This window comes from Cupriavidus sp. FW216-B1, assembly GCF_058789195.1.
Genome location: NZ_JBYTEL010000001.1, coordinates 1,043,907 through 1,061,903 on the forward strand (window position 1 = coordinate 1,043,907; position 17,997 = coordinate 1,061,903).

At 66.8% G+C, this 17,997-nt stretch carries 16 protein-coding genes and 1 pseudogene; 6 read left to right on the plus strand and 11 right to left on the minus strand.

The window, feature by feature from the left end; translation table 11 throughout:
• Positions 1 to 37: 37 nt before the first annotated feature.
• The 3 genes from AC3WXD_RS04540 to AC3WXD_RS04550 form a co-directional block, all read right to left on the minus strand.
• Positions 38 to 2,167, minus strand: a complete 2,130-nt coding sequence (locus AC3WXD_RS04540; RefSeq protein WP_492323133.1) for an acetate--CoA ligase family protein — start codon at positions 2,165 to 2,167, stop codon at positions 38 to 40.
• A gap of 132 nt (positions 2,168 to 2,299) precedes the next feature.
• Entirely contained in the window at positions 2,300 to 3,529 is a 1,230-nt protein-coding gene (frc, locus tag AC3WXD_RS04545) for a formyl-CoA transferase (protein ID WP_020201113.1), read from the minus strand.
• A gap of 21 nt (positions 3,530 to 3,550) precedes the next feature.
• The gene (locus AC3WXD_RS04550; RefSeq protein ID WP_020201112.1) at positions 3,551 to 5,305 is read right to left on the minus strand and encodes a thiamine pyrophosphate-binding protein; all 1,755 of its coding nucleotides are present in this window, start codon (positions 5,303 to 5,305) and stop codon (positions 3,551 to 3,553) included.
• Between the two features lie 555 nt (positions 5,306 to 5,860).
• Between AC3WXD_RS04550 and sucC the strand changes: the two genes are divergently transcribed.
• Positions 5,861 to 7,072, plus strand: coding sequence for an ADP-forming succinate--CoA ligase subunit beta (gene sucC, locus AC3WXD_RS04555; protein WP_492323134.1), 1,212 nt, complete (start codon positions 5,861 to 5,863; stop codon positions 7,070 to 7,072).
• Position 7,073: 1 nt separating this feature from the next.
• On the plus strand, positions 7,074 to 7,961 hold the full coding sequence (gene sucD / locus AC3WXD_RS04560) for a succinate--CoA ligase subunit alpha (protein ID WP_492323135.1): 888 nt from the start codon (positions 7,074 to 7,076) through the stop codon (positions 7,959 to 7,961).
• 249 nt (positions 7,962 to 8,210) lie between these two features.
• Here sucD and AC3WXD_RS04565 read toward each other — a convergent pair whose 3' ends face one another.
• Together AC3WXD_RS04565 and AC3WXD_RS04570 are read right to left on the minus strand one after the other, a co-directional pair.
• The gene (locus AC3WXD_RS04565; RefSeq protein ID WP_020201109.1) at positions 8,211 to 8,930 is read right to left on the minus strand and encodes a GntR family transcriptional regulator; all 720 of its coding nucleotides are present in this window, start codon (positions 8,928 to 8,930) and stop codon (positions 8,211 to 8,213) included.
• Positions 8,931 to 9,192: 262 nt separating this feature from the next.
• Positions 9,193 to 10,182, minus strand: coding sequence for a 2-dehydropantoate 2-reductase (locus AC3WXD_RS04570; protein WP_492323136.1), 990 nt, complete (start codon positions 10,180 to 10,182; stop codon positions 9,193 to 9,195).
• Positions 10,183 to 10,582: 400 nt separating this feature from the next.
• Between AC3WXD_RS04570 and AC3WXD_RS04575 the strand changes: the two genes are divergently transcribed.
• On the plus strand, positions 10,583 to 11,104 hold the full coding sequence (locus AC3WXD_RS04575; protein WP_492323137.1) for a DUF2867 domain-containing protein: 522 nt from the start codon (positions 10,583 to 10,585) through the stop codon (positions 11,102 to 11,104).
• 37 nt (positions 11,105 to 11,141) lie between these two features.
• On the opposite strand, the gene AC3WXD_RS04580 is transcribed toward AC3WXD_RS04575, so the two are convergent.
• Positions 11,142 to 11,975 carry an oxidoreductase gene (locus AC3WXD_RS04580; protein WP_492323138.1) on the minus strand — a complete coding sequence of 278 codons (834 nt, stop codon included), beginning with the start codon at positions 11,973 to 11,975 and terminating at the stop codon, positions 11,142 to 11,144.
• Positions 11,976 to 12,111: 136 nt separating this feature from the next.
• Between AC3WXD_RS04580 and AC3WXD_RS04585 the strand changes: the two genes are divergently transcribed.
• Positions 12,112 to 13,023 carry an AraC family transcriptional regulator gene (locus tag AC3WXD_RS04585; RefSeq protein WP_020201105.1) on the plus strand — a complete coding sequence of 304 codons (912 nt, stop codon included), beginning with the start codon at positions 12,112 to 12,114 and terminating at the stop codon, positions 13,021 to 13,023.
• Positions 13,024 to 13,154: 131 nt separating this feature from the next.
• Here the strand turns inward: AC3WXD_RS04585 and AC3WXD_RS04590 are convergent, their stop codons facing one another.
• A complete protein-coding gene (locus tag AC3WXD_RS04590) occupies positions 13,155 to 14,132 on the minus strand; it encodes an AlbA family DNA-binding domain-containing protein (RefSeq protein WP_492323139.1) in 978 nt (325 codons plus the stop codon).
• Between the two features lie 15 nt (positions 14,133 to 14,147).
• On the opposite strand from AC3WXD_RS04590, the gene AC3WXD_RS04595 reads away from it, so the two are divergent.
• Positions 14,148 to 14,429: a hypothetical protein gene (locus AC3WXD_RS04595; RefSeq protein WP_492323140.1), complete on the plus strand. Its 282-nt coding sequence runs from the start codon at positions 14,148 to 14,150 to the stop codon at positions 14,427 to 14,429.
• Between the two features lie 82 nt (positions 14,430 to 14,511).
• On the opposite strand, the gene AC3WXD_RS04600 is transcribed toward AC3WXD_RS04595, so the two are convergent.
• Positions 14,512 to 15,432, minus strand: a complete 921-nt coding sequence (locus AC3WXD_RS04600) for an AraC family transcriptional regulator (protein ID WP_492323141.1) — start codon at positions 15,430 to 15,432, stop codon at positions 14,512 to 14,514.
• Positions 15,433 to 15,530: 98 nt separating this feature from the next.
• Here AC3WXD_RS04600 and AC3WXD_RS04605 point away from each other — a divergent pair, with 98 nt between their 5' ends.
• Positions 15,531 to 16,520, plus strand: coding sequence for an oxidoreductase (locus AC3WXD_RS04605; RefSeq protein ID WP_492323142.1), 990 nt, complete (start codon positions 15,531 to 15,533; stop codon positions 16,518 to 16,520).
• A 55-nt stretch (positions 16,521 to 16,575) separates the two neighbouring features.
• Here the strand turns inward: AC3WXD_RS04605 and AC3WXD_RS04610 are convergent, their stop codons facing one another.
• The 3 genes and pseudogenes from AC3WXD_RS04610 to AC3WXD_RS04620 all read right to left on the minus strand — a co-directional run.
• Entirely contained in the window at positions 16,576 to 17,007 is a 432-nt protein-coding gene (locus tag AC3WXD_RS04610; RefSeq protein ID WP_020201102.1) for a nuclear transport factor 2 family protein, read from the minus strand.
• Positions 17,008 to 17,431: 424 nt separating this feature from the next.
• Complete coding sequence (locus tag AC3WXD_RS04615; protein WP_020201101.1) at positions 17,432 to 17,617, minus strand: hypothetical protein; 186 nt, start codon at positions 17,615 to 17,617, stop codon at positions 17,432 to 17,434.
• 157 nt (positions 17,618 to 17,774) lie between these two features.
• Positions 17,775 to 17,997, minus strand: a pseudogene (locus AC3WXD_RS04620) (MBL fold metallo-hydrolase); the annotation flags it as partial.

Consider the following 17,997-nt stretch of genomic DNA (forward strand, 5'->3'; position numbering starts at 1 on the left):
GGGCGGGGCCCGGGGGCGCCCCCCCCCCCGCCCCAGGTCAGATCTTGCCCGCGCCGCGCGCCCACTTGTACTTGGCGCCCAGCACCGCGACCGGGATCTCGGTCGAGTAGGCATAGGCCGGCACGCCATGCTCGTACAGGTACTCGGCGGCCTCCTCCACCTGCACGTCGCCGGCCAGCGAGGCCACGATCGGCTTCTCGATGCCGCGCGCGGCCATCTCCTGCTTGACCTCCACCACCAGCCGGGCGAACACCATCGGCGGCGTGATGATGGTGTGCCAGTAGCCGAGGATGATGGCGTGGATGCGCGGGTCCTCCATGCCCAGGCGCAGCGTGTTCTGGTAGGTGGAAGGCGGCTCGCCGCCGGTGATGTCGACCGGGTTGCCGGCCGCGCCGAACGGCGGAATGAACTTGCGGAAGGCCGCGTCGAGGTCGTCCGGCATGGTCATCAGCGACAGGTTGTTGTCCACGCACGCATCCGACAGCAGCACGCCCGAGCCGCCCGCGCCGGTGATGATGACCACGTTCTCGCCCTTGGGCGTGGGCAGCTTGGGAATGCCGCGCGCGAACTCCAGCAGGTCGCGCAGCGAGCGCGCGCGGATCACGCCGCACTGCCTGAACACGTCCTCGTAGATCTTGTCGTTGCCGGCCAGCGCGCCGGTGTGCGAGCTGGCCGCGCGCGCGCCCAGGCTGGTGCGCCCGGCCTTGAGCACCACCACCGGCTTTTTCTTCGAGACGCGGCGCGCGGCCTCGGCGAACGCGCGGCCGTCCTTGAGGTCCTCGCAGTGCTGGGCAATGATCTCGGTGTTGTCGTCCTGCTCGAAGAAGGTCAGCAGGTCGTCTTCGTCGATGTCGGACTTGTTGCCCAGGCCGACGATGGCGGACACGCCCATCCTGGCCGAGCGCGAGAAACCGATGATGGCCATGCCGATGCCGCCCGACTGCGACGACAGCGCCGCCTTGCCCTTGACGTCGTACGGCGTGCAGAAGGTCGCGCACAGGTTCTTGGGCGTGTAGTAGAAACCGTAGATGTTGGGCCCCATCAGGCGGATGTCGTGCTTGCGCGCGATCGCCACGATCTCCTCCTGGCCCGCCACGTTGCCGGTCTCGGCGAAGCCGGACGGGATCAGCACCGCGCCGGGGATCTGCTTGCGCCCCACTTCCTCGAGCGCGCCCGCCACCAGCTTGGCGGGAATGGCGAACACCGCCACGTCCACCGTGCCCGGCACGTCCAGCACGCTCTTGTAGGCGGTCATGCCCATGATCTCGCCGCCCTTGGGATGGATCGGGTAGATCTTGCCCTGGTAGCCGCCGTTGATGAGGTTCTTCATCACCGAGTTGCCGATCTTGCCGTCCTCGGCCGAGGCGCCGATCACGGCCACCGCGTCGGGCCGCATGATGCGGTTCATCTGCCGCACGATCTCGTCCTGCGTGGGCCGGTAGCGCTCGGGCTGCGGCGAGAAATCGACCACGATGCGCACGTCGGCGGCGATCGCGCCGTCCTTGCTGGCGAACACCGGGTTGAGGTCGAGTTCGGCGATCTCGGGGAAATCGCTGACCAGCTCCGACACGCGCCGGATCATGCCGGCCAGTGCCTCGCGGTTGGCCGGCTCCGCGCCGCGCGCGCCCTTGAGCACCTCGGCCGCGGCGATGCCGTCGAGCATCGACAGCGCGTCCTCCTCGCTGGCCGGCGCCATGCGGAAGGTGATGTCCTTGAGCACCTCGACCAGCACGCCGCCCAGGCCGAACGCCACCAGCTTGCCGAACGACGGGTCGGTGACGGCGCCGATGATGACCTCCTGCCCGCCGGCGATCATCTGCTGCACCTGCACGCCGACGATGTCGGCCTGCGCGTCGTAGCGGCGCGCGTTCTCGACGATGGTCAGGTAGCCGCGCTCCACTTCGGCGGCGTCCTTGAGGCCGACCAGCACGCCGCCGGCCTCGGTCTTGTGCAGGATGTCCGGCGAGACGATCTTCAGCACCACCGGGTAGCCCATCTTCGCGGCCAGCTCCACCGCGCCGGTCGGCGTGCGGGCCACGCCTTCGCCCGGCACGCTGATGCCGTAGGCATCGCATACCAGCTTGCCCTCGGGGGCGGTCAGGGCATCGCGGCCCGCTGCCTTCACCGCGGCGAGGATCTTGCGCACCGCGTCTTTGTCGTGTGCCATGTCAGGTCTCCATCTGTTCTGTTGCTTGGGTTGCAGCGGGACGCACCGTCCCGCGCCCTCGCGGCGGGCGCGAGGGCGGGCGGTTTGCGGACTTGCCAGGGGAAGTGTCTGAAGCGCCGGAAACCCGGGCGCTCAGACGGCGCCGGCGGCGCGCAAGGCTTCGATCTGCGCGGGCGTGCGGCCCAGCCAGTCGAGGATTTCCTCGGTATGCTCGCCCAGCAGCGGCGAGCGCTCCACCTCCACCGGCGAGGCCGACAGCGTGATGGGGCAACCGAGCTGCACGTACTGGCCGCGCTCGGGGTGGTCGAGCTCGACCAGGTAGCCGCGCTCGTAGAGCGACTTGTCCTCGATCAGGTCTTTCATCGAGAGGATCGGCCCGCACGGCACGTCGACCTCGTTGAGGGCGTCCATCACTTCGAACTTGGTGCGCGTGCGCGTCCATTTCTCGATGATGGAGAAGCACTCGTCCAGGCACTTGAGGCGCGCCTCCGGCGTGGCGAACTGCGCGTGGGTGATGAGGTCCTCGCGCCCGCACAGGCGCATCAGCGGCTCCCAGCCCTGCGGCTGCACGATCACGTAGACGTAGTCGTTGGCGCCGCCCGGCGCGCAGCGCAAGGCCGCGCCCGGCTGGCCGCCGCCCGAGGCGTTGCCCGCGCGCGGCACGAAGTCGCCGAACGCCTTGTTGGGGTACTCGCGCATCGGCCCCGCGGCCAGGCGCTGCTGGTCGCGCAGCTTGACCCGGCACAGGTTGAGCACCGAGTCCTGCATGGCCACCTCCACGCGCTGGCCGCGCCCGCTGTGCTCGCGGTGCAGCAGCGCCGCCAGGATGCCGACCACGCAGTGCACGCCGGTGCCGGAGTCGCCGATCTGCGCGCCGGTCACGGTCGGCGCGCCCTCGGCCGTGCCGGTGGTGCTGGCCGCGCCGCCCATGCACTGCGCCACGTTCTCGTAGGCCTTGCAGTCCGCGTACGGCCCCGGGCCGAAACCCTTGATCGAGGCGTAGATCAGGCGCGGGTTGAGCGTCTGCAGGCGCTCCCAGTCGAAGCCGGCGCGGTCCAGCACGCCGGGGCCGAAGTTCTCCACCAGCACGTCGCAGCGCTGCACCAGGTCTTCCAGCAGCGCCTTGCCTTCCGGCGTCTTCATGTTGAGCGTGAGGCTGCGCTTGTTGGAGTTGAGCATGGTGAAGTACAGGCTGTCCGCGTTGGGCACGTCGCGCAGCTGGCTGCGCGTGATGTCGCCGCGCCCGGGCAACTCCACCTTGATCACGTCGGCGCCCAGCCATGCCATCAACTGGGTCGCCGACGGGCCGGCCTGCACATGCGTCATGTCCAGGATCCGCACACCGTCCAGTGCCTTGTCCATGAGTTGTCTCCTCGCGCGTGGTTATTTGTACATGGTCTGGTTCTTGGTGCCCGGCGCGTATTCGCGCGGGTCCACCCAGATATTGATCACGGCGGACTTGCCGGTGCGCTGCACCGCCTCGCGCCCGCGCCGCAGCGCGCCGGCGATGGCGCTGGCGTCGCGCACTTCCTCGCCGTAGCCGCCCAGCATCTCGGCGAACTTCGAGAACGGCACGTCCGACAGCAGATTGCCGACGTTGCCGCGCTCCTCGCCGTACTTGGCGAGCTGGCCGTAGCGGATCTGGTTCATGGCCGAGTTGTTGCCGATCACCGCCAGGTAGGGCACGCCGAAACGGTTGGCGGTCTCCATGTCGAAGGCCGTCATGCCGAACGAGCCGTCGCCGTAGTAGCAGAGGATTTCCTTGTCCGGGTTGGCCAGCCCGGCGGCGATGGCGAAGCCCGTGCCCACGCCGAGCGAGCCGAGCGCGCCGGGGTCCATCCACTGGCCCGGGCGGCGCGGGCGCACCGCCTGCGCGGAGATGGTCACGACGTCGCCGCCGTCGCCGATGTAGACGGTGTCGTCGCCCAGGAACTCGTTCAGCTCGTAGGCCACGCGGTACGGATGGATCGGCGACTTGTCCGAGCGGAACAGCGGCATCAGCTTCTCGGTGGCGGTGGCCTCGGCCTCGGTCAACTGGCCCATCCACTTCTGGCGCGCCTGGCGCTTGTCGTTCTTGATGCGGCCGCTGGCGGCCTGCAGCACCGCGCCGAGGATGGCGCCGGGGTCGCCCACCAGGCCGAGGTCGATCTCGCGGTTCTTGCCCACCGTGCGGTAGTCCATGTCGATCTGCACCAGCGTCAGCTCGCGGCTGATGCGTTTGCCGTAGCCCATGCGGAAGTCGAACGGCGTGCCCACGATGATCAGCACGTCGGCGTTGGCGAAGGCCTGCGAGCGGGTGCGGTCGAAGTGATGCGGGTCGCCCGGCGGCAGCAGCCCGCGGCTGGCGCCGTTGAAATAGCCCGGGATGTCCAGGCCCTTGAGCAGCGCGATGGCTTCGCCGTGCCCGCGCGCGGTCCACACCTGCTGGCCGTAGAGGATGGCCGGGCGCTCCGAGTTGACCAGGATGTCGGCCAGGCGCTCGATGTCCTTCGGGTCGCCGATCGAGCGGGTGGAGGCGCGGTAGTGGCCGGGGCGCGGGATCACGGCGCGCGCGAGATCGACCTCGCGGTCGAGCACGTCGCGCGGGATCTCCAGGTAGGACGGCCCGGGCGCGCCGTTGAAGCATTCGCGCACGGCCATCGAGATCATGTCGGCCACGCGCTCGGTGCTGGGGATGGTGGCGGCGAACTTGGTGATGGGCGACATCATGTCCACGTGCGGCAGGTCCTGCAGCGAGCCCATCTTGTGCTGCGACAGCGCGCCCTGCCCGCCGATATGGAGCACCGGGCTTTCGGAGCGGAACGCGGTGGCCACGCCGGTCACGGCGTTGGTGCAGCCGGGGCCGGCGGTGGTGACGACGCAGCCGAGCTTGCCGGTCTGGCGCGCGTAGCCGTCGGCCGCGTGTGCGGCGACCTGCTCGTGGCGCACGTCGACGATGCGGATGCCCTCGTCCACGCAGCCGTCGTAGATGTCGATGATGTGGCCGCCGCACAACGTGAAGATGGTGTCGACGCCTTCGTTCTTCAGGGCCCGCGCCACCAGGTGGCCGCCGGAAATCACGCCGGCGTCGCGGGTCTTCTGCTTCAGGGTGTCTTCGGCCGTGGTGGACTCGGGCCGCGTGGATACGACTGCAGACATGTCTTGGTCTCCTCGTTGACTGGATTGCGACTGGCTGTGACACGCGCCTGCCGCCGGCGCGGTGCCGCGACACCCTTTCGCCTATCGTCTGTCGCCGCGCTGCCGCCTCTCGGCCGGCCGCGGCGTGCCTCTTGCGTCCGCCCTGCGACGCGCTCGATCCTTTTCGCCGGATCTTGATGACATACGGTATGTGATATATCAATGAAGCTCAAGAGAAATCTGCCGTACAAGCGGCAGGTTTCGACGACGCGGCGCAGCATTTAAGCGGAATTGGCGGGATGATGAGCGGAATTGCTGAATCCGCGCGGACTCATTCCATTCCCGCACCAGCCCTTCCGGCCTGCTTCAAACCTGCCTCGGGCCGGTTTCGGATCGGTTCGGACTGACTTCGGCCGCTTGCCGGCCGGCAATACCGCGCCTCTTTCGCCGCATTTTCGTGTGATGCATTTTCCTTGTTTCTCGTTGATATATTACATACCATATTTCACAGCGCAATCCGGCCGGCAGCCGATCCGCGGCGCCCGGCCCCGCGCCATCACAAGAGCGAGGAGACCCGTGAACATCCACGAATATCAGGCCAAGGAACTGCTGCGGCGGTTCGACGTGGCCGTGCCGCGCGGCGCGGTTGCCTTTACCCCGGAGGAAGCCGCCGGCGCCGCGCGCAAGCTCGGCGGCGCGGTCTGGGTGGTGAAATCCCAGATCCACGCGGGCGGGCGCGGCGCCGGCCGCTTCCGCAACGACCCCGGCGGCAAGGGCGGCGTGCGCGTGGTCAAGTCGGTCGATGCGGTGCGGGCCGAGGCCGGGCAGATGCTCGGCGCCGTGCTGGTCACGAAGCAGACCGGCGAGGCCGGGCGCGAAGTGCGCCGCCTCTATGTGGAGGAAGGCTGCGACATCGCCCGCGAGCTGTACCTGGGCATGCTGATCGACCGCGCCACCTCGCGCGTGACGGTGATGGCCTCCACCGAGGGCGGCATGGAGATCGAGGAAGTCGCCGCGCGCACGCCGGAGAAGATCATCAAGGTGGCGATCGACCCGGCCAGCGGCATCCAGCCCTTCCACGCGCGCCGCCTCGCGTTCGGCCTGGGCCTGTCGGGCAAGCAGGTCGGCGCGGCCTCGCGCTTCATCCTGGCGGCGTACCGCGCCTTCGTCGAGCTGGACGCCTCGGTGGTGGAGATCAACCCGCTGGTGGTCACGCGCGCCGGCGACGTGATCGCGCTCGACGCCAAGTTCAACTTCGACGACAACGCGCTCTACCGCCACCCCGACATCGAGGCGCTGCGCGACGAGACCGAGGAAGACCCCGCCGAGACCGCCGCCGCGCGCCACGGGCTGAACTACGTCAGGCTCGACGGCAACATCGGCTGCATGGTCAACGGCGCCGGGCTGGCGATGGCCACGCTGGACATCATCAAGCTGCACGGCGGCGAGCCGGCCAACTTCCTCGACGTGGGCGGCGGCGCCACGCGCGAGCGCGTGACGGCGGCGTTCCGGCTGATCCTCGACGACCCCAAGGTCGAGGGCATCCTGGTCAATATCTTCGGCGGCATCATGCGCTGCGACGTGATCGCCGAAGGCGTGGTGGCGGCCGCGCGCGAGATCGACCTGACCGTGCCGCTGGTGGTGCGGCTCGAAGGCACCAACGTGGAACAGGGCAAGGCCATCCTGCGCGACTCGGGCCTGCCCATCGTGTCGGCGGATCACCTCGCCGACGCTGCCGCGAAAGTGGTCAACGCGGTCCAGGCCGCGCATGCCAAGGGAGGGAAATAAGATGGCCGTACTGATCGATCGAGACACCAGGGTGATCTGCCAGGGCTTCACCGGCGCGCAAGGCACCTTCCATTCCGAACAGGCCGCGGCCTACGGCACGCGCATGGTCGGCGGCGTGACGCCCAGCAAGGGCGGCGAGACCCATCTCGGCCTGCCGGTGTTCGACACCGTGGCCGCGGCGGTGGCGCGCACCGGCGCCGACGCCTCGGTCATCTACGTGCCGCCGCCGTTCGCCGCCGACGCCATCCTGGAAGCGGTGGATGCCGGCATCGGCCTGATCGTCTGCATCACCGAGGGCATCCCGGTCATCGACATGGTGCGCGTCAAGCGCGCGCTGTCGGGCTCCGGCAGCCGGCTGGTCGGCCCCAACTGCCCCGGCGTCATCACCCCGGGCCAGTGCAAGATCGGCATCATGCCGGGCCACATCCACCGCCCCGGCAAGATCGGCGTGGTGTCGCGCTCCGGCACGCTGACCTACGAGGCGGTGGCGCAGACCACCGCCGCCGGGCTGGGCCAGAGCACCTGCATCGGCATCGGCGGCGACCCGGTCAACGGCACCAGCTTCATCGACTGCCTGGAGATGTTCCTGGCCGACGACGACACCGAAGGCATCATCATGATCGGCGAGATCGGCGGCTCGGCCGAGGAAGACGCCGCGCGCTTCCTGCTAGACGCGCGCAGCGGCGGCAAGGTCAAGCCGGTGGCGGGCTTCATCGCCGGCACCACCGCCCCGCCCGGGCGCCGCATGGGACATGCCGGCGCGATCATCTCGGGCGGCATGGGCACGGCGGCGGCCAAGATCGACGCCATGCGCGCGGCCGGCATCCGCGTGGCGCGCTCGCCGGCGGAACTGGGCAAGACGATGGTGGAGGCGATGGGGGCGTCGTGACGGCTGCGGTGTGAGCGATGGCGGTGGCAGCCGTGTGAAGACGGGGGCGGCAGTGCCGAAGACTGAAGACGTCGGCAGCGATGCCGCCGCCGGCTGGCTTGGCGACACCCCGCGACGACTGCCGCTTCTCTCCCCTCTCCCGCGAAGTGGGCGAGGGGAGCAAACCCGCGGCAAATCGGACCATATCGGGGATGACGAAGCTATCCGGGATAACGTAGCCATCCCGGATAGCAGCCGCCTGCCGCGGCCTCAGTCCAGAAAATCGCAGTGCTTCTCCACATAGGCCGCGAGGTCCAGCGAGTGCTGCCGCACCAGCCGCTCGGCCAGTTCGGTGTCGCGCTTTTCCAGGGCCTCGATGATGCGCAGGTGATCGACGATCGAGCGCGAGGCGCGGTCGCTCTGCGAGATCGTCATCTTCCGGATGGCGCGCACGTGGACGAAGATGTTCTTGATCGCGTCCATGATGACCTGCGACTTCGACAACTGCACGATGGCCTGGTGAAAGGCGATGTTCGCGTCGGAGTATTCCTCGATGTGCTCGGCCGGCGTGGCGTCGCGGAAGCTGTCGAACATATGGCGCAGCGTGGCGATTTCCGCGTCGCTCGCGTGCAGCGTGGCCAGGCGCGCGGCCATGCTTTCCAGCGCGGCCCAGACCTGGATCATCTCCACGATCTCGCGCTTGGTCTTGCGCATGATGTAGATGCCGCGCCGCGGCACCGTGCGCAGGAAACCCTCCTGTTCCAGCAGCGTCATGGCCTCGCGGATCGGCGTGCGGCTCACGCCGAGCGCTTCGCTCAGGACGCGCTCGTCGAGCCGGATTTCCTCGTCCGACTGGTAGATGTCGGCGTCGGCGATGGCCTGGCGCAGCATGGCGTAGGCCTGGTCGCGCAGGCTGGCGCCCGCGTTGATGGGCTGGAGGGACAGGGTCAGCCCGGCGGGCTGTTCAGCGGATTGGCTTTGCGCAGACATGAATGGGCTCATATTGATACCAGCACCGCGGCGCCCTCGGAAAGCGGCGCCGGCGGCTTGCCGCCTAGCTTACCAAAAGCCGCATGGCATGCGCGGAATGCATAGAAAAATGCACAATTGGCATAAATTCAGCCACATTTAGACGGCGGCGGCCGAGTTGCGTATATGGTATATCACATGGCCGCCACCCGTCTTCATACCTTGCATGGCCCGCATGGCCGGTCTCCGCTATCCGTCTTGCCGCCCACGCGGCGCGGCCACGCTAGGCCGCCTGCGCCAGGGCCGACTGCGCCATCCGCTCGCGCTGCTTGATGAGGCCCAGCACGGCGTCGACCATCGGCGTCGGCTGGCCGACCAGCCGCCCCATTTCCTGCACCACCGTGAGCAGCGGGTCGATTTCCATCGCGCGCCCCGCCTCCAGGTCCTGCAGCATCGAGGTCTTGTGCGCGCCGACCGCGCCGGCGCCGTCGATGCGCCGCTCCACGTCGACGCGGAAATGCACGCCAAAGCGCTCGGCGATGTCCTTGGCTTCCAGCATCATGGCGCGCGACAAGGCCCGCGTGGCCGGGTCGGCGGTGATGATGTCGAGCGTGGCATGCGTCAGCGCGCTGATCGGGTTGAAGCACAGGTTGCCCCACAGCTTGAGCCAGATCTCGTCGCGAATGTTGTCGCGGATGGGCGCTTCCAGCCCGGCCGCCACCATCATCTCGCTCAGGTGCGCCACACGCGCGGACCGGCTGCCATCGGGCTCGCCGAGCGGGAATTTCTTGCCGTAGACATGGCGGATCACGCCGGGCTCGACGATTTCGGCGGCGGGATAGAGCACGCAGCCGATGGCCCGCTCCGGCCCGAACCCGTGCCACTGGCGCCCGCCGGGGTCCACGCTCTGCAGCGTGGTGCCGGCCAGCGGCCCGCCGTGCCGGTGGAAATACCAGTAGGGAATGCCGTTCACGCCGGTCACGATCGCCGTGCCCGGCCCCAGCAGCGGCTGCATGAGGTCGACCACACCGGGTACCGAGTGCGCCTTCAGCGTGATGAACACGTAGTCCTGCGGCCCCAGTTCGGCGGGATCGCTGGTGCAGCGCACGCGCGCCACCCGCTCCTCGCCGTCGATCCGCAGGCACAGGCCGCCGGCCTGCATGGCCGCCAGGTGCGGCCCGCGCGCCACCAGGCTGACCTCCGCGCCCGCCAGCGCGAGCTGCGCGCCAAGATAACCGCCGATCGCGCCGGCGCCATAGATACAGATTTTCATGCTGTCGTCTCCCGCTGCCTGATGGATGGAATGATTTTTTTGATATATCACATACTACATTCCACAAAGCAGGAGTCAACCTCAATCGGCGGGCCACGGCCGCTCGACCCGCGCGGCGGGAAAAGGCGAAAAGGCGGCAACGCGGCCAGACCGCGCGGTCTGCACTTCACCACGGCAATCGGACCGGCAGGCTGCGGGAATCCATTTCCGGCCAAACCCGCCGGCAGCAATGCGGGTCCGCGAGGCGAACGATGCCGGGACCGTCAACGCCGAACCGGATCACCTGCCCGCGATCAGGGCTGGGCTCCCGGCTCGCCGCGTGGTAGAACTCGAATCGTGGTTGCCGCGAGAAGTCGTGTCCGACAAGACACCGATGGCAACGGCACATTGATCCGACCCCATGAAAACCAATCTGCACGTCACCGCTGTCCGGCTGCCGCAAGAGAGCACGCTGGCGGCGCGCTTCGGCGAGGCCGATCTCGCGGACGCCTTTGCTGTCACCCTGCCCGCGGGCAGCCCGCTCGACCTGGACGGATGGGCCGCCGCGACCCTGACCCATCCGCCTCGCTGGATCGCCGCGCTGCTCACGATGCGCGATACCGCCGTGCGCGGGCTGGGGCTGAAGACGACCCTCGCCTTGCGCCAGTCGGCTCAGGCGCGTCCCGGCGAATATGTGGACTTCTTTCGGGTGCAGTCGCGCTCCCCGAGCGAGATCGTGATGGGGGAGGACGACCACCACCTGGACTTTCGCTTGTCGTTGCTGCTGCGCGCCTTGCCCGGCGGCAAGAGACACCAGCTCGTGGCGACGACGGTCGTGCATTGCCATAACCGGCTGGGCCACGCTTACCTGACGGCCATCCGGCCTTTTCACCGGCTGGTGGTAAGGTCCAATCTGCGCCGCGCGGCGCTGTGGATTCCCTAGGCGATGCCGATGCGGGTATGCCGCCAGCGCCCGGCGTTCAGGCATCCGTCGAGCGCGTCACCGTTTCCCACTCGTCCATCCCGGCTGCCATAACGGCCAGCTTCTGGCGTACCAGTCCCAGCGCATCGCTGCCCAGCAGCAGGTGGGCCGGCGCCGCCGCGCTATCGACGATGCGCAGCATGGCTTGCGCTGCCTTGGCGGGATCACCGAGCTGCTTGCCGCTTTTTTCTTCGCGGGCTTGGCGGACCGGATCGAACAGCGCGTCATAGTCGGGAATGGACCGGGGCGTGCGGATCATGGAGCGGCCGGCCCAGTCCGTGCGGAACGAGCCGGGAGCAACGGCCGTCACGGCGATGCCGAAGTCCTTCACCTCTTTGCCCACGGCTTCGGAGATGCCTTCCAGGGCGAATTTGCTGCCGCAGTAGTAGGCAATGCCCGGCATGGTGATGAAGCCGCCCATCGAGGTGATGTTGATGATGTGCCCGCGCCGGCGTTCCCGCATGCAGGGCAGCACCGCCTTCATCATGGCCACGGCGCCGAACACGTTCACATCGAACTGACGGCGCATTTCGGATAGCGGCGACTCCTCCATCACCCCTTCGTGGCCGTAGCCGGCGTTGTTGACCAACACGTCGATCGGGCCGATCTCCGCCTCGATGCCGGCCACCACGCCGTCGATGGCGTCGAAGTCGGTCACGTCCAGCACGCGCCCGAAGGCCCAGGCCGGATCGAGGGCCTCGAACGATTGCTTCGCTTCGGCGCTGCGGACGGTGCCGACCACGCGATGGCCGGCGGACAGCGCCTCCCGGGCCAGGGCACGGCCGAAGCCGCTGCTGACGCCGGTGATGAGGAAAGTCTTGGGGGATGACACGGTATGCACTCCTGAAGATCCAGTCAGAAGTGCATAATATTCAGATCAGACTCCCCACGACAGGTCGGTTTTTCTGGTTTTATTGCCTATTACTATGATCCGGAACGTTGCCATACATGCCCCCTCGGGGGCCGGCATGATCCCTTTGCTTCGCGCCCTGGCCCCGCAAGAGGGATATAACCTGACCGCGCTGCCGGACGTGCGCATCCTGCGCTCGGACCGGCCCTTGCTGAACACTCCGGTCTTGTACGACCCCGGCCTCGTCCTCGTCTGCCAGGGGACCAAGCGGGGCTACTTTGGCGATGAGGTCTACCTGTACGACGAGCAGCATTACCTGGCGGTCTCGGTGCCGGTGCCCTTCACCATGCAGACGGATGCCACGCCGGCCAGGCCGCTGCTGGCCGTCTATATGCACCTGGATTTCCAGGCCGCGGCCGAACTGATGCTCCAGATCGACCGCACCGGCCTGGCCGAGCCGGCCCAGGCGCCGCGGAGCATGATGTCCAGCCCGATGGACGCAGCCATGCGGGCGTCGCTGCAACGCCTGCTGGCGGTGTTGAGCCGCCCCCTGGAAGCCGCGGTCCTTGGTCCGGCTGCGGTGCGGGAGGTGTATTTCCGGGTGCTGACCGGCCCGCAGGGACAGGCCATGCGCGCGGCGCTGGCGTTGCAGGGGCAGTTCGGCAAGATCGGCAAGGCGCTGCGGCGCATCCATGCCGGCTACGCGGGCAAACTCGACCTGACGCAGTTGGCGCGGGAAGCCGGCATGAGCGTGCCGACCTTCCACAGCCACTTCAAGGCCGTCACCCGGACCTCGCCCATGCAATACGTGAAATCGACGAGGCTGCACCAGGCCAGGATGCTGATGGTCCGGGAAGGCATGACCGCCGCGGCCGCCTGCCACGCGGTGGGCTACGAGAGCACGTCGCAATTCAACCGCGAGTTCAAGCGCCTGTTCGGCCTGACCCCGGCGATGGAAGTGCGCCGCATGAAGGCGAGCTTCGCCGTGCCGCCGGCGCATCCGGGTTCGGGCTACGTATCGTCCCACTAGGCAGCGCTTTGGCCGGCCGGGCGATATGGCTGGTTCTTTTTGGGCGAAGATGCCCGTTTTGGGATAACCGGAGGAGCGCAGACCTTGACAGCCTGCCGACTACCATCCTGCCGAGCCAATCATGCCCCCGGTTAGTAGTCACACCAGTCGTCGAAGACCCATTCGCCTCTTATCGGCTGTGCATTCGGTAGGAAAAGGCGCCAAAAGATGGAGCGTCCGTGAATTTCTCGCCAGATCAAACTATCAAGCTCCACCACGATGAATGGAGGTCGTTCCGGATCGACAAGGGTATGAGTCTGACCGGGATGGAGAAATCGGCGGCTCTGCTCATCATCTGGATCCCCTCGGCTGATTCTAAGCACAAGATGATTGTTGTGGTCACGAACAAGACTCACGACCCCGCAGTGAGCATCTACCCAATCCAAATGGGCCAACGGATCATGACTCTCGAACCGCTCGGGATAGTCAGAGTTCCGCATGATTTCATACGGCAGATCTATCTCAAATTGCCAGTTCTCCAGGGTAACTTGGCCAACGTTGGTCATCGACACATGCAGCGCCCTGCGATACTCAGGCTTTCTTGTCTTGTCGAATAGTTCACTTCCGATCAATCGGGGCTTGACCTGGACTTCCGGACGAAGCCGTCGATTCATGACATCCCGGATTTGAAAGTCGACCATCGATTCAGTACTTCTTCCGGCGCGCTGATAGTACTTGCGGTCGACGAGGTTCTGGTGTGCTGTCGCTGCCGGTTCAATTTCAATAGCAATTACCCGGCCACCAGACACATTGAGTTCCGTAACTTCGAAATGACTCAACGGGGGACTGGTATTGCTACGAAGAACACTAGTAATCCAATCACCGTCAATATTTGGCGTCACTACTGGGGAGAGTGATGTTGCGGCAGGAATGCCCTCTACATCTTCTTCAGCAATTCCGTACAAAATGATTCCGCCACCAGCGTTGGCAAATCCCGTGCAATCCTTCACTAGTTCATGTCTTGAACCACTCGACCTGTCAAGAGCAGCACCTCGCTTGAAGTCGAGGTACATCCCTTCCTGCACATGGTCGTCTAGGATTTGTTGGAGTTGATTTGCGGTAAAGGTCATTCGTCTCACCTTGGCATGGGGATCCAGGATGATTTTCCTCTAGAAATGCAGGCTAGCCTCGAGATCGCTAGAACAGTAGGCTGGAAATGCTTCGGCAGCCAGCGGTATCTCGGCCACATTGACCGGGAACGCATCATGTATCTCGTACAGACGATGGACCCACGTCAGCCATCATTCGTGGAGCGGCTGAGCAATCAGGTCACCCCATCAAATCCTGAAAGTCTGGCCTTACAAACTGAGACGAACTGGCGCATCGAGTCCGCTGACGTGCACCATGCCGCCAATGACGATGGTTAGTTAGCTGGGCTGGCTGGAGATCCAGGCTCAACTACGGGCGATGCTAAAGCTGCCGACTCTGATCATCTCCCCTCCACCACCTTCAACACGCCCTGCCCGCGCGCCGGTAATGCCGCGGGGAATCGCCGGTCACGCGCTTGAAGGCATTGCTGAAAGCGCTCTCGGATGCGTAGCCGAAACGCGCGGCGAGCACGGCGATCGGCGTGCTCTCGTCGCGCAGCGCCCGCCGCGCCAGGCGCATGCGCCATTCGGTCAGCCACGCCAGCGGCGCCGTGCCGGCCACCGCCTTGAAGTGCGTGGCGAACGCGGTGCGGGACATCGCCGCCACGCCGGCCAGTTCTTCCAGCCGCCATGCCCGGCCGGGCTCGCCATGCATCAGCTGCAGGACCGGCGCGAGCCGCCTGTCGCCGATGGCGCGCAGCCAGCCGCCGTCGAGATGGTCGGAGGTATCGAGGTGCACGCGCAGCATCTGCACGAACATCAGTTGCGCCAGATAGGCCGACGCGAGACGGTTGCCGGGACGCTCCGCCGCCAGCTCCCGCACCATCTGGTCGAGCAGCCATTGCAGCACCGCCGCCTGCGGCGACGCGGCCCGGATATGGATCAGCGGCGGCAGCGCCTCGGCCAGCCACGCGCCGTTGACCGGGTCCAGGCGGACATGGCCGCCGATCTGCACGCAGTCGTTGCCGTCGCCGAGCTTCGCCGTCTTGCTGTCGCAGCCGGTGAAGAGGCCGACCGCGTCGAGCGGCGCCAGGTCCGGGTCGCTGGCCAGCACGAAGGCGCGCTGTCCGGACAGCAGGAACACGTCCCCCTGCTCCGCCCGCACCGGCTCGGCCACGCCGTCGATGCGCAGCCAGCAGCCACCCTTGAGCAAGGCGAAGAACTTGAGCTTGTCCGGCTGCGGGAAGCGGATCGCCCACGCCCCGCCCGCGGAGAAACCGCCGGCCACGGCGGGCTGCGCGTCGGCCAGCTTGAGGATGTCGGAAAGCAGGTCGGTCATCATTTCTGAACGAATACGAAAGTATTCGGGATTCTAAAGCATTCATCGTACAGGCCGCCACGCCTACACTGCCGCTACACCTCCATTCCCGAAAGGACACCATGCTTACCCCGCAACAACCGATCGGCTCCGGCTTCAGCGCCGCCTCCACCGCCAGCGAAGTCATCGCCGGCATCGACCTTGCCGGCAAGACCGCGATCGTGACCGGCGGCTATTCCGGCCTTGGCCGCGAGACCGCGCGCGTGCTGCGCGCGGCCGGCGCGCGCGTCATCGTGCCCGCCCGCGACGTGGAACGGGCGCGGACGGCACTGTCCGGCATCGACGTCGAAGTGGAACCGATGGACCTGCTCGATCCGGCCTCGATCGACGCGTTCGCCGCCCGCTTCCTCGCCGCCGGGCAGCCGCTGCACATCCTCGTCAACAGCGCCGGCATCATGGCCGTGCCGACGCTGACCCGCGACGCGCGCGGCTACGAATCCCAGTTCGCCACCAACCACCTCGGCCACTTCCAGCTCACCGCGCGGCTGCTGCCCGCGCTGCGCCAGGCCAGGGGCGCGCGCGTGGTGTCGGTATCCTCGCTCGGCCACCGTTATTCGCCGGTGGTGTTCGACGACCCCGACTACGAGCGCCGCCCCTACGATCCGTGGTCGGCCTACGGCCAGTCGAAGACGGCCAACGTCCTGTTCGCGGTGGCGCTGGACGCGCGCTACCGCGGCGAGGGCATCCGCGCCTTCTCGCTGCACCCGGGCGCCATCGTCGACACCGGCCTCGGCAAATACATCTCGCGCGAGCAACTGATCGCCGCCGGCGTGCTCGACGCGAACGGCAACCCGGTGCGCGACCCGTCGCGGCAACTGAAGACCGTCGAGCAAGGCGCGGCGACCAGCGTCTGGTGCGCGACCAGCCCGCGGCTCGACGGCATGGGCGGCGTCTACTGCGAAAACGTCGAAGTGGCGAGCATCATGGACGGGAAGCCCGAAAGCATGGACATGCGCGACGCCATGCGGCTCGCCGGCGTGATGGCCTACGCGGTCGACCCGGCCGCGGCGGATCGCCTGTGGGCGCTGAGCGAGGCGCGCGTCGGCCGCTGAGCGGCCGCGCCGCAGAGGATTGCGGCGGCTGCGCCGGCCCGGGAAACCGGGCCAGTCAGCGCGCCGCAGTCAGCGCGTTCCAGGCCGCCAGGGAATCCATGTAGTCCCGCCAGTGCCCGATCTTCCGATTCTCGATGGCGATGATCGAGCAGAACCGGTTGTCGTATTTCACGCCCGTCGCGAGAATCACGCCGTGCACCTCGTATTCGATGACGACGGCATGGCCGTCATCGGCCTTGTGCACGATCAGCTTGTCGGCGGACTGAAGTTCGATATGTTCGGCGTAGCCCCGGAAGGCGGCCATCAGGTCGGTCCGCCCCCGGATGACGCGAGGCCAGCCGGGGATGTCGTAAAGCACTTCGTAGACGGTGTCATTCGTCATGACGTCGAAAAAGTGCTCGCCCTCGACCAGATCCCCCAGCGCCTCGCGCACCAGGTTGAAGTACGGAGCGGCAGGCTCGTAGGCCGCGTATTTCGACTTGTCCATTCAGGGCGCCCTCCCGCCTGCGATGCTGCCGATGCAATGAGCGTCAAATATAAGCGGTCGGCGAAGTCCACGCCGACTCGGCCCGAAATAAAACGCGGCCCGAAATAAAAAAACCGGCCAGAAGCGCTGCGCTCACCCGAGCGACGCGTTGGCCGGTCTTGCCGCGCGGAATGTCCGCGCCGGGTCCGACGGCGCCGATGCCCGCGCCCGCATTGATCCGTGCCTCGGCACGATCCGCAAAGCCGCGGCCGCATGGCCGTCAAACCGATACTGCAAAGCACTACAAAGCTAGCTGATCGACAACTCAGCCATCAAGCGACGATCGACTATCCACACCGCCGACGATCGCAAACAACAGACTTCAGACTAACTACCGGGCGCAGCGACAGCCGCTGGCTCCCGACGACGATCGCGACTGCCGCGATCAGCCGTTGGCGTAGGCGATCTTTGCCTTGCGTGCCTGGCTTTGCAGACGGCCGAAGACGCGCTGCACGGCGGCGACGGCGCTCTTCACGTCGTCGACGAAACCGGGGCTGCGCGGGCCGAGTTCGCGTTCGATCAGTTCGCGTTCCAGTTGGTCGGTCATCTTGATATCGGATTGCTTGGTCATGATTCACTCCTTAAGGGATAACCCGCATCGGGTTTTCCCTAATTGTAGCAAAAGGAATGTCGCAACGCAGCATTAGGTGATAGTACGTATGTAGGAAAGCAACGAAGTGCGCATTGCATTACTTCCAATGCTCTCCATCGCCGACGATCCCGTTTTGTCACTCCTTGAGCGTCACGCTATAGGGAGCCGGTACCCAACTGAAACCGCTCCGCTCGGCCCGTACATGGCCGATCCCCGGAAATGACACGTGCGCGCCGCCGACCATGAAGCCCTCCCTGGCCGCGTCGGCCAGAATGCGGCGGCGGGCCGCCGCGGCGGCTGAGCGGTTGAAGGCGTAGTCGATGGGGAGGCCAGGATCGCGGAAACGCACATCGCTGGTA

Coding starts and splice junctions, on each gene's coding strand:
- AC3WXD_RS04610 (WP_020201102.1), bottom strand. CDS start 17,007: ATGGACAAGTCGAAATACGCGGCCTACGAGCCTGCCGCTCCGTACTTC.
- frc (WP_020201113.1), bottom strand. CDS start 3,529: ATGGACAAGGCACTGGACGGTGTGCGGATCCTGGACATGACGCATGTG.
- AC3WXD_RS04540 (WP_492323133.1), bottom strand. CDS start 2,167: ATGGCACACGACAAAGACGCGGTGCGCAAGATCCTCGCCGCGGTGAAG.
- AC3WXD_RS04570 (WP_492323136.1), bottom strand. CDS start 10,182: ATGAAAATCTGTATCTATGGCGCCGGCGCGATCGGCGGTTATCTTGGC.
- AC3WXD_RS04565 (WP_020201109.1), bottom strand. CDS start 8,930: ATGTCTGCGCAAAGCCAATCCGCTGAACAGCCCGCCGGGCTGACCCTG.
- AC3WXD_RS04550 (WP_020201112.1), bottom strand. CDS start 5,305: ATGTCTGCAGTCGTATCCACGCGGCCCGAGTCCACCACGGCCGAAGAC.
- AC3WXD_RS04615 (WP_020201101.1), bottom strand. CDS start 17,617: ATGACCAAGCAATCCGATATCAAGATGACCGACCAACTGGAACGCGAA.
- AC3WXD_RS04595 (WP_492323140.1), top strand. CDS start 14,148: ATGGGGATCCAGGATGATTTTCCTCTAGAAATGCAGGCTAGCCTCGAG.
- AC3WXD_RS04575 (WP_492323137.1), top strand. CDS start 10,583: ATGAAAACCAATCTGCACGTCACCGCTGTCCGGCTGCCGCAAGAGAGC.
- sucD (WP_492323135.1), top strand. CDS start 7,074: ATGGCCGTACTGATCGATCGAGACACCAGGGTGATCTGCCAGGGCTTC.
- AC3WXD_RS04590 (WP_492323139.1), bottom strand. CDS start 14,132: ATGACCTTTACCGCAAATCAACTCCAACAAATCCTAGACGACCATGTG.
- AC3WXD_RS04585 (WP_020201105.1), top strand. CDS start 12,112: ATGATCCCTTTGCTTCGCGCCCTGGCCCCGCAAGAGGGATATAACCTG.
- AC3WXD_RS04605 (WP_492323142.1), top strand. CDS start 15,531: ATGCTTACCCCGCAACAACCGATCGGCTCCGGCTTCAGCGCCGCCTCC.
- AC3WXD_RS04600 (WP_492323141.1), bottom strand. CDS start 15,432: ATGATGACCGACCTGCTTTCCGACATCCTCAAGCTGGCCGACGCGCAG.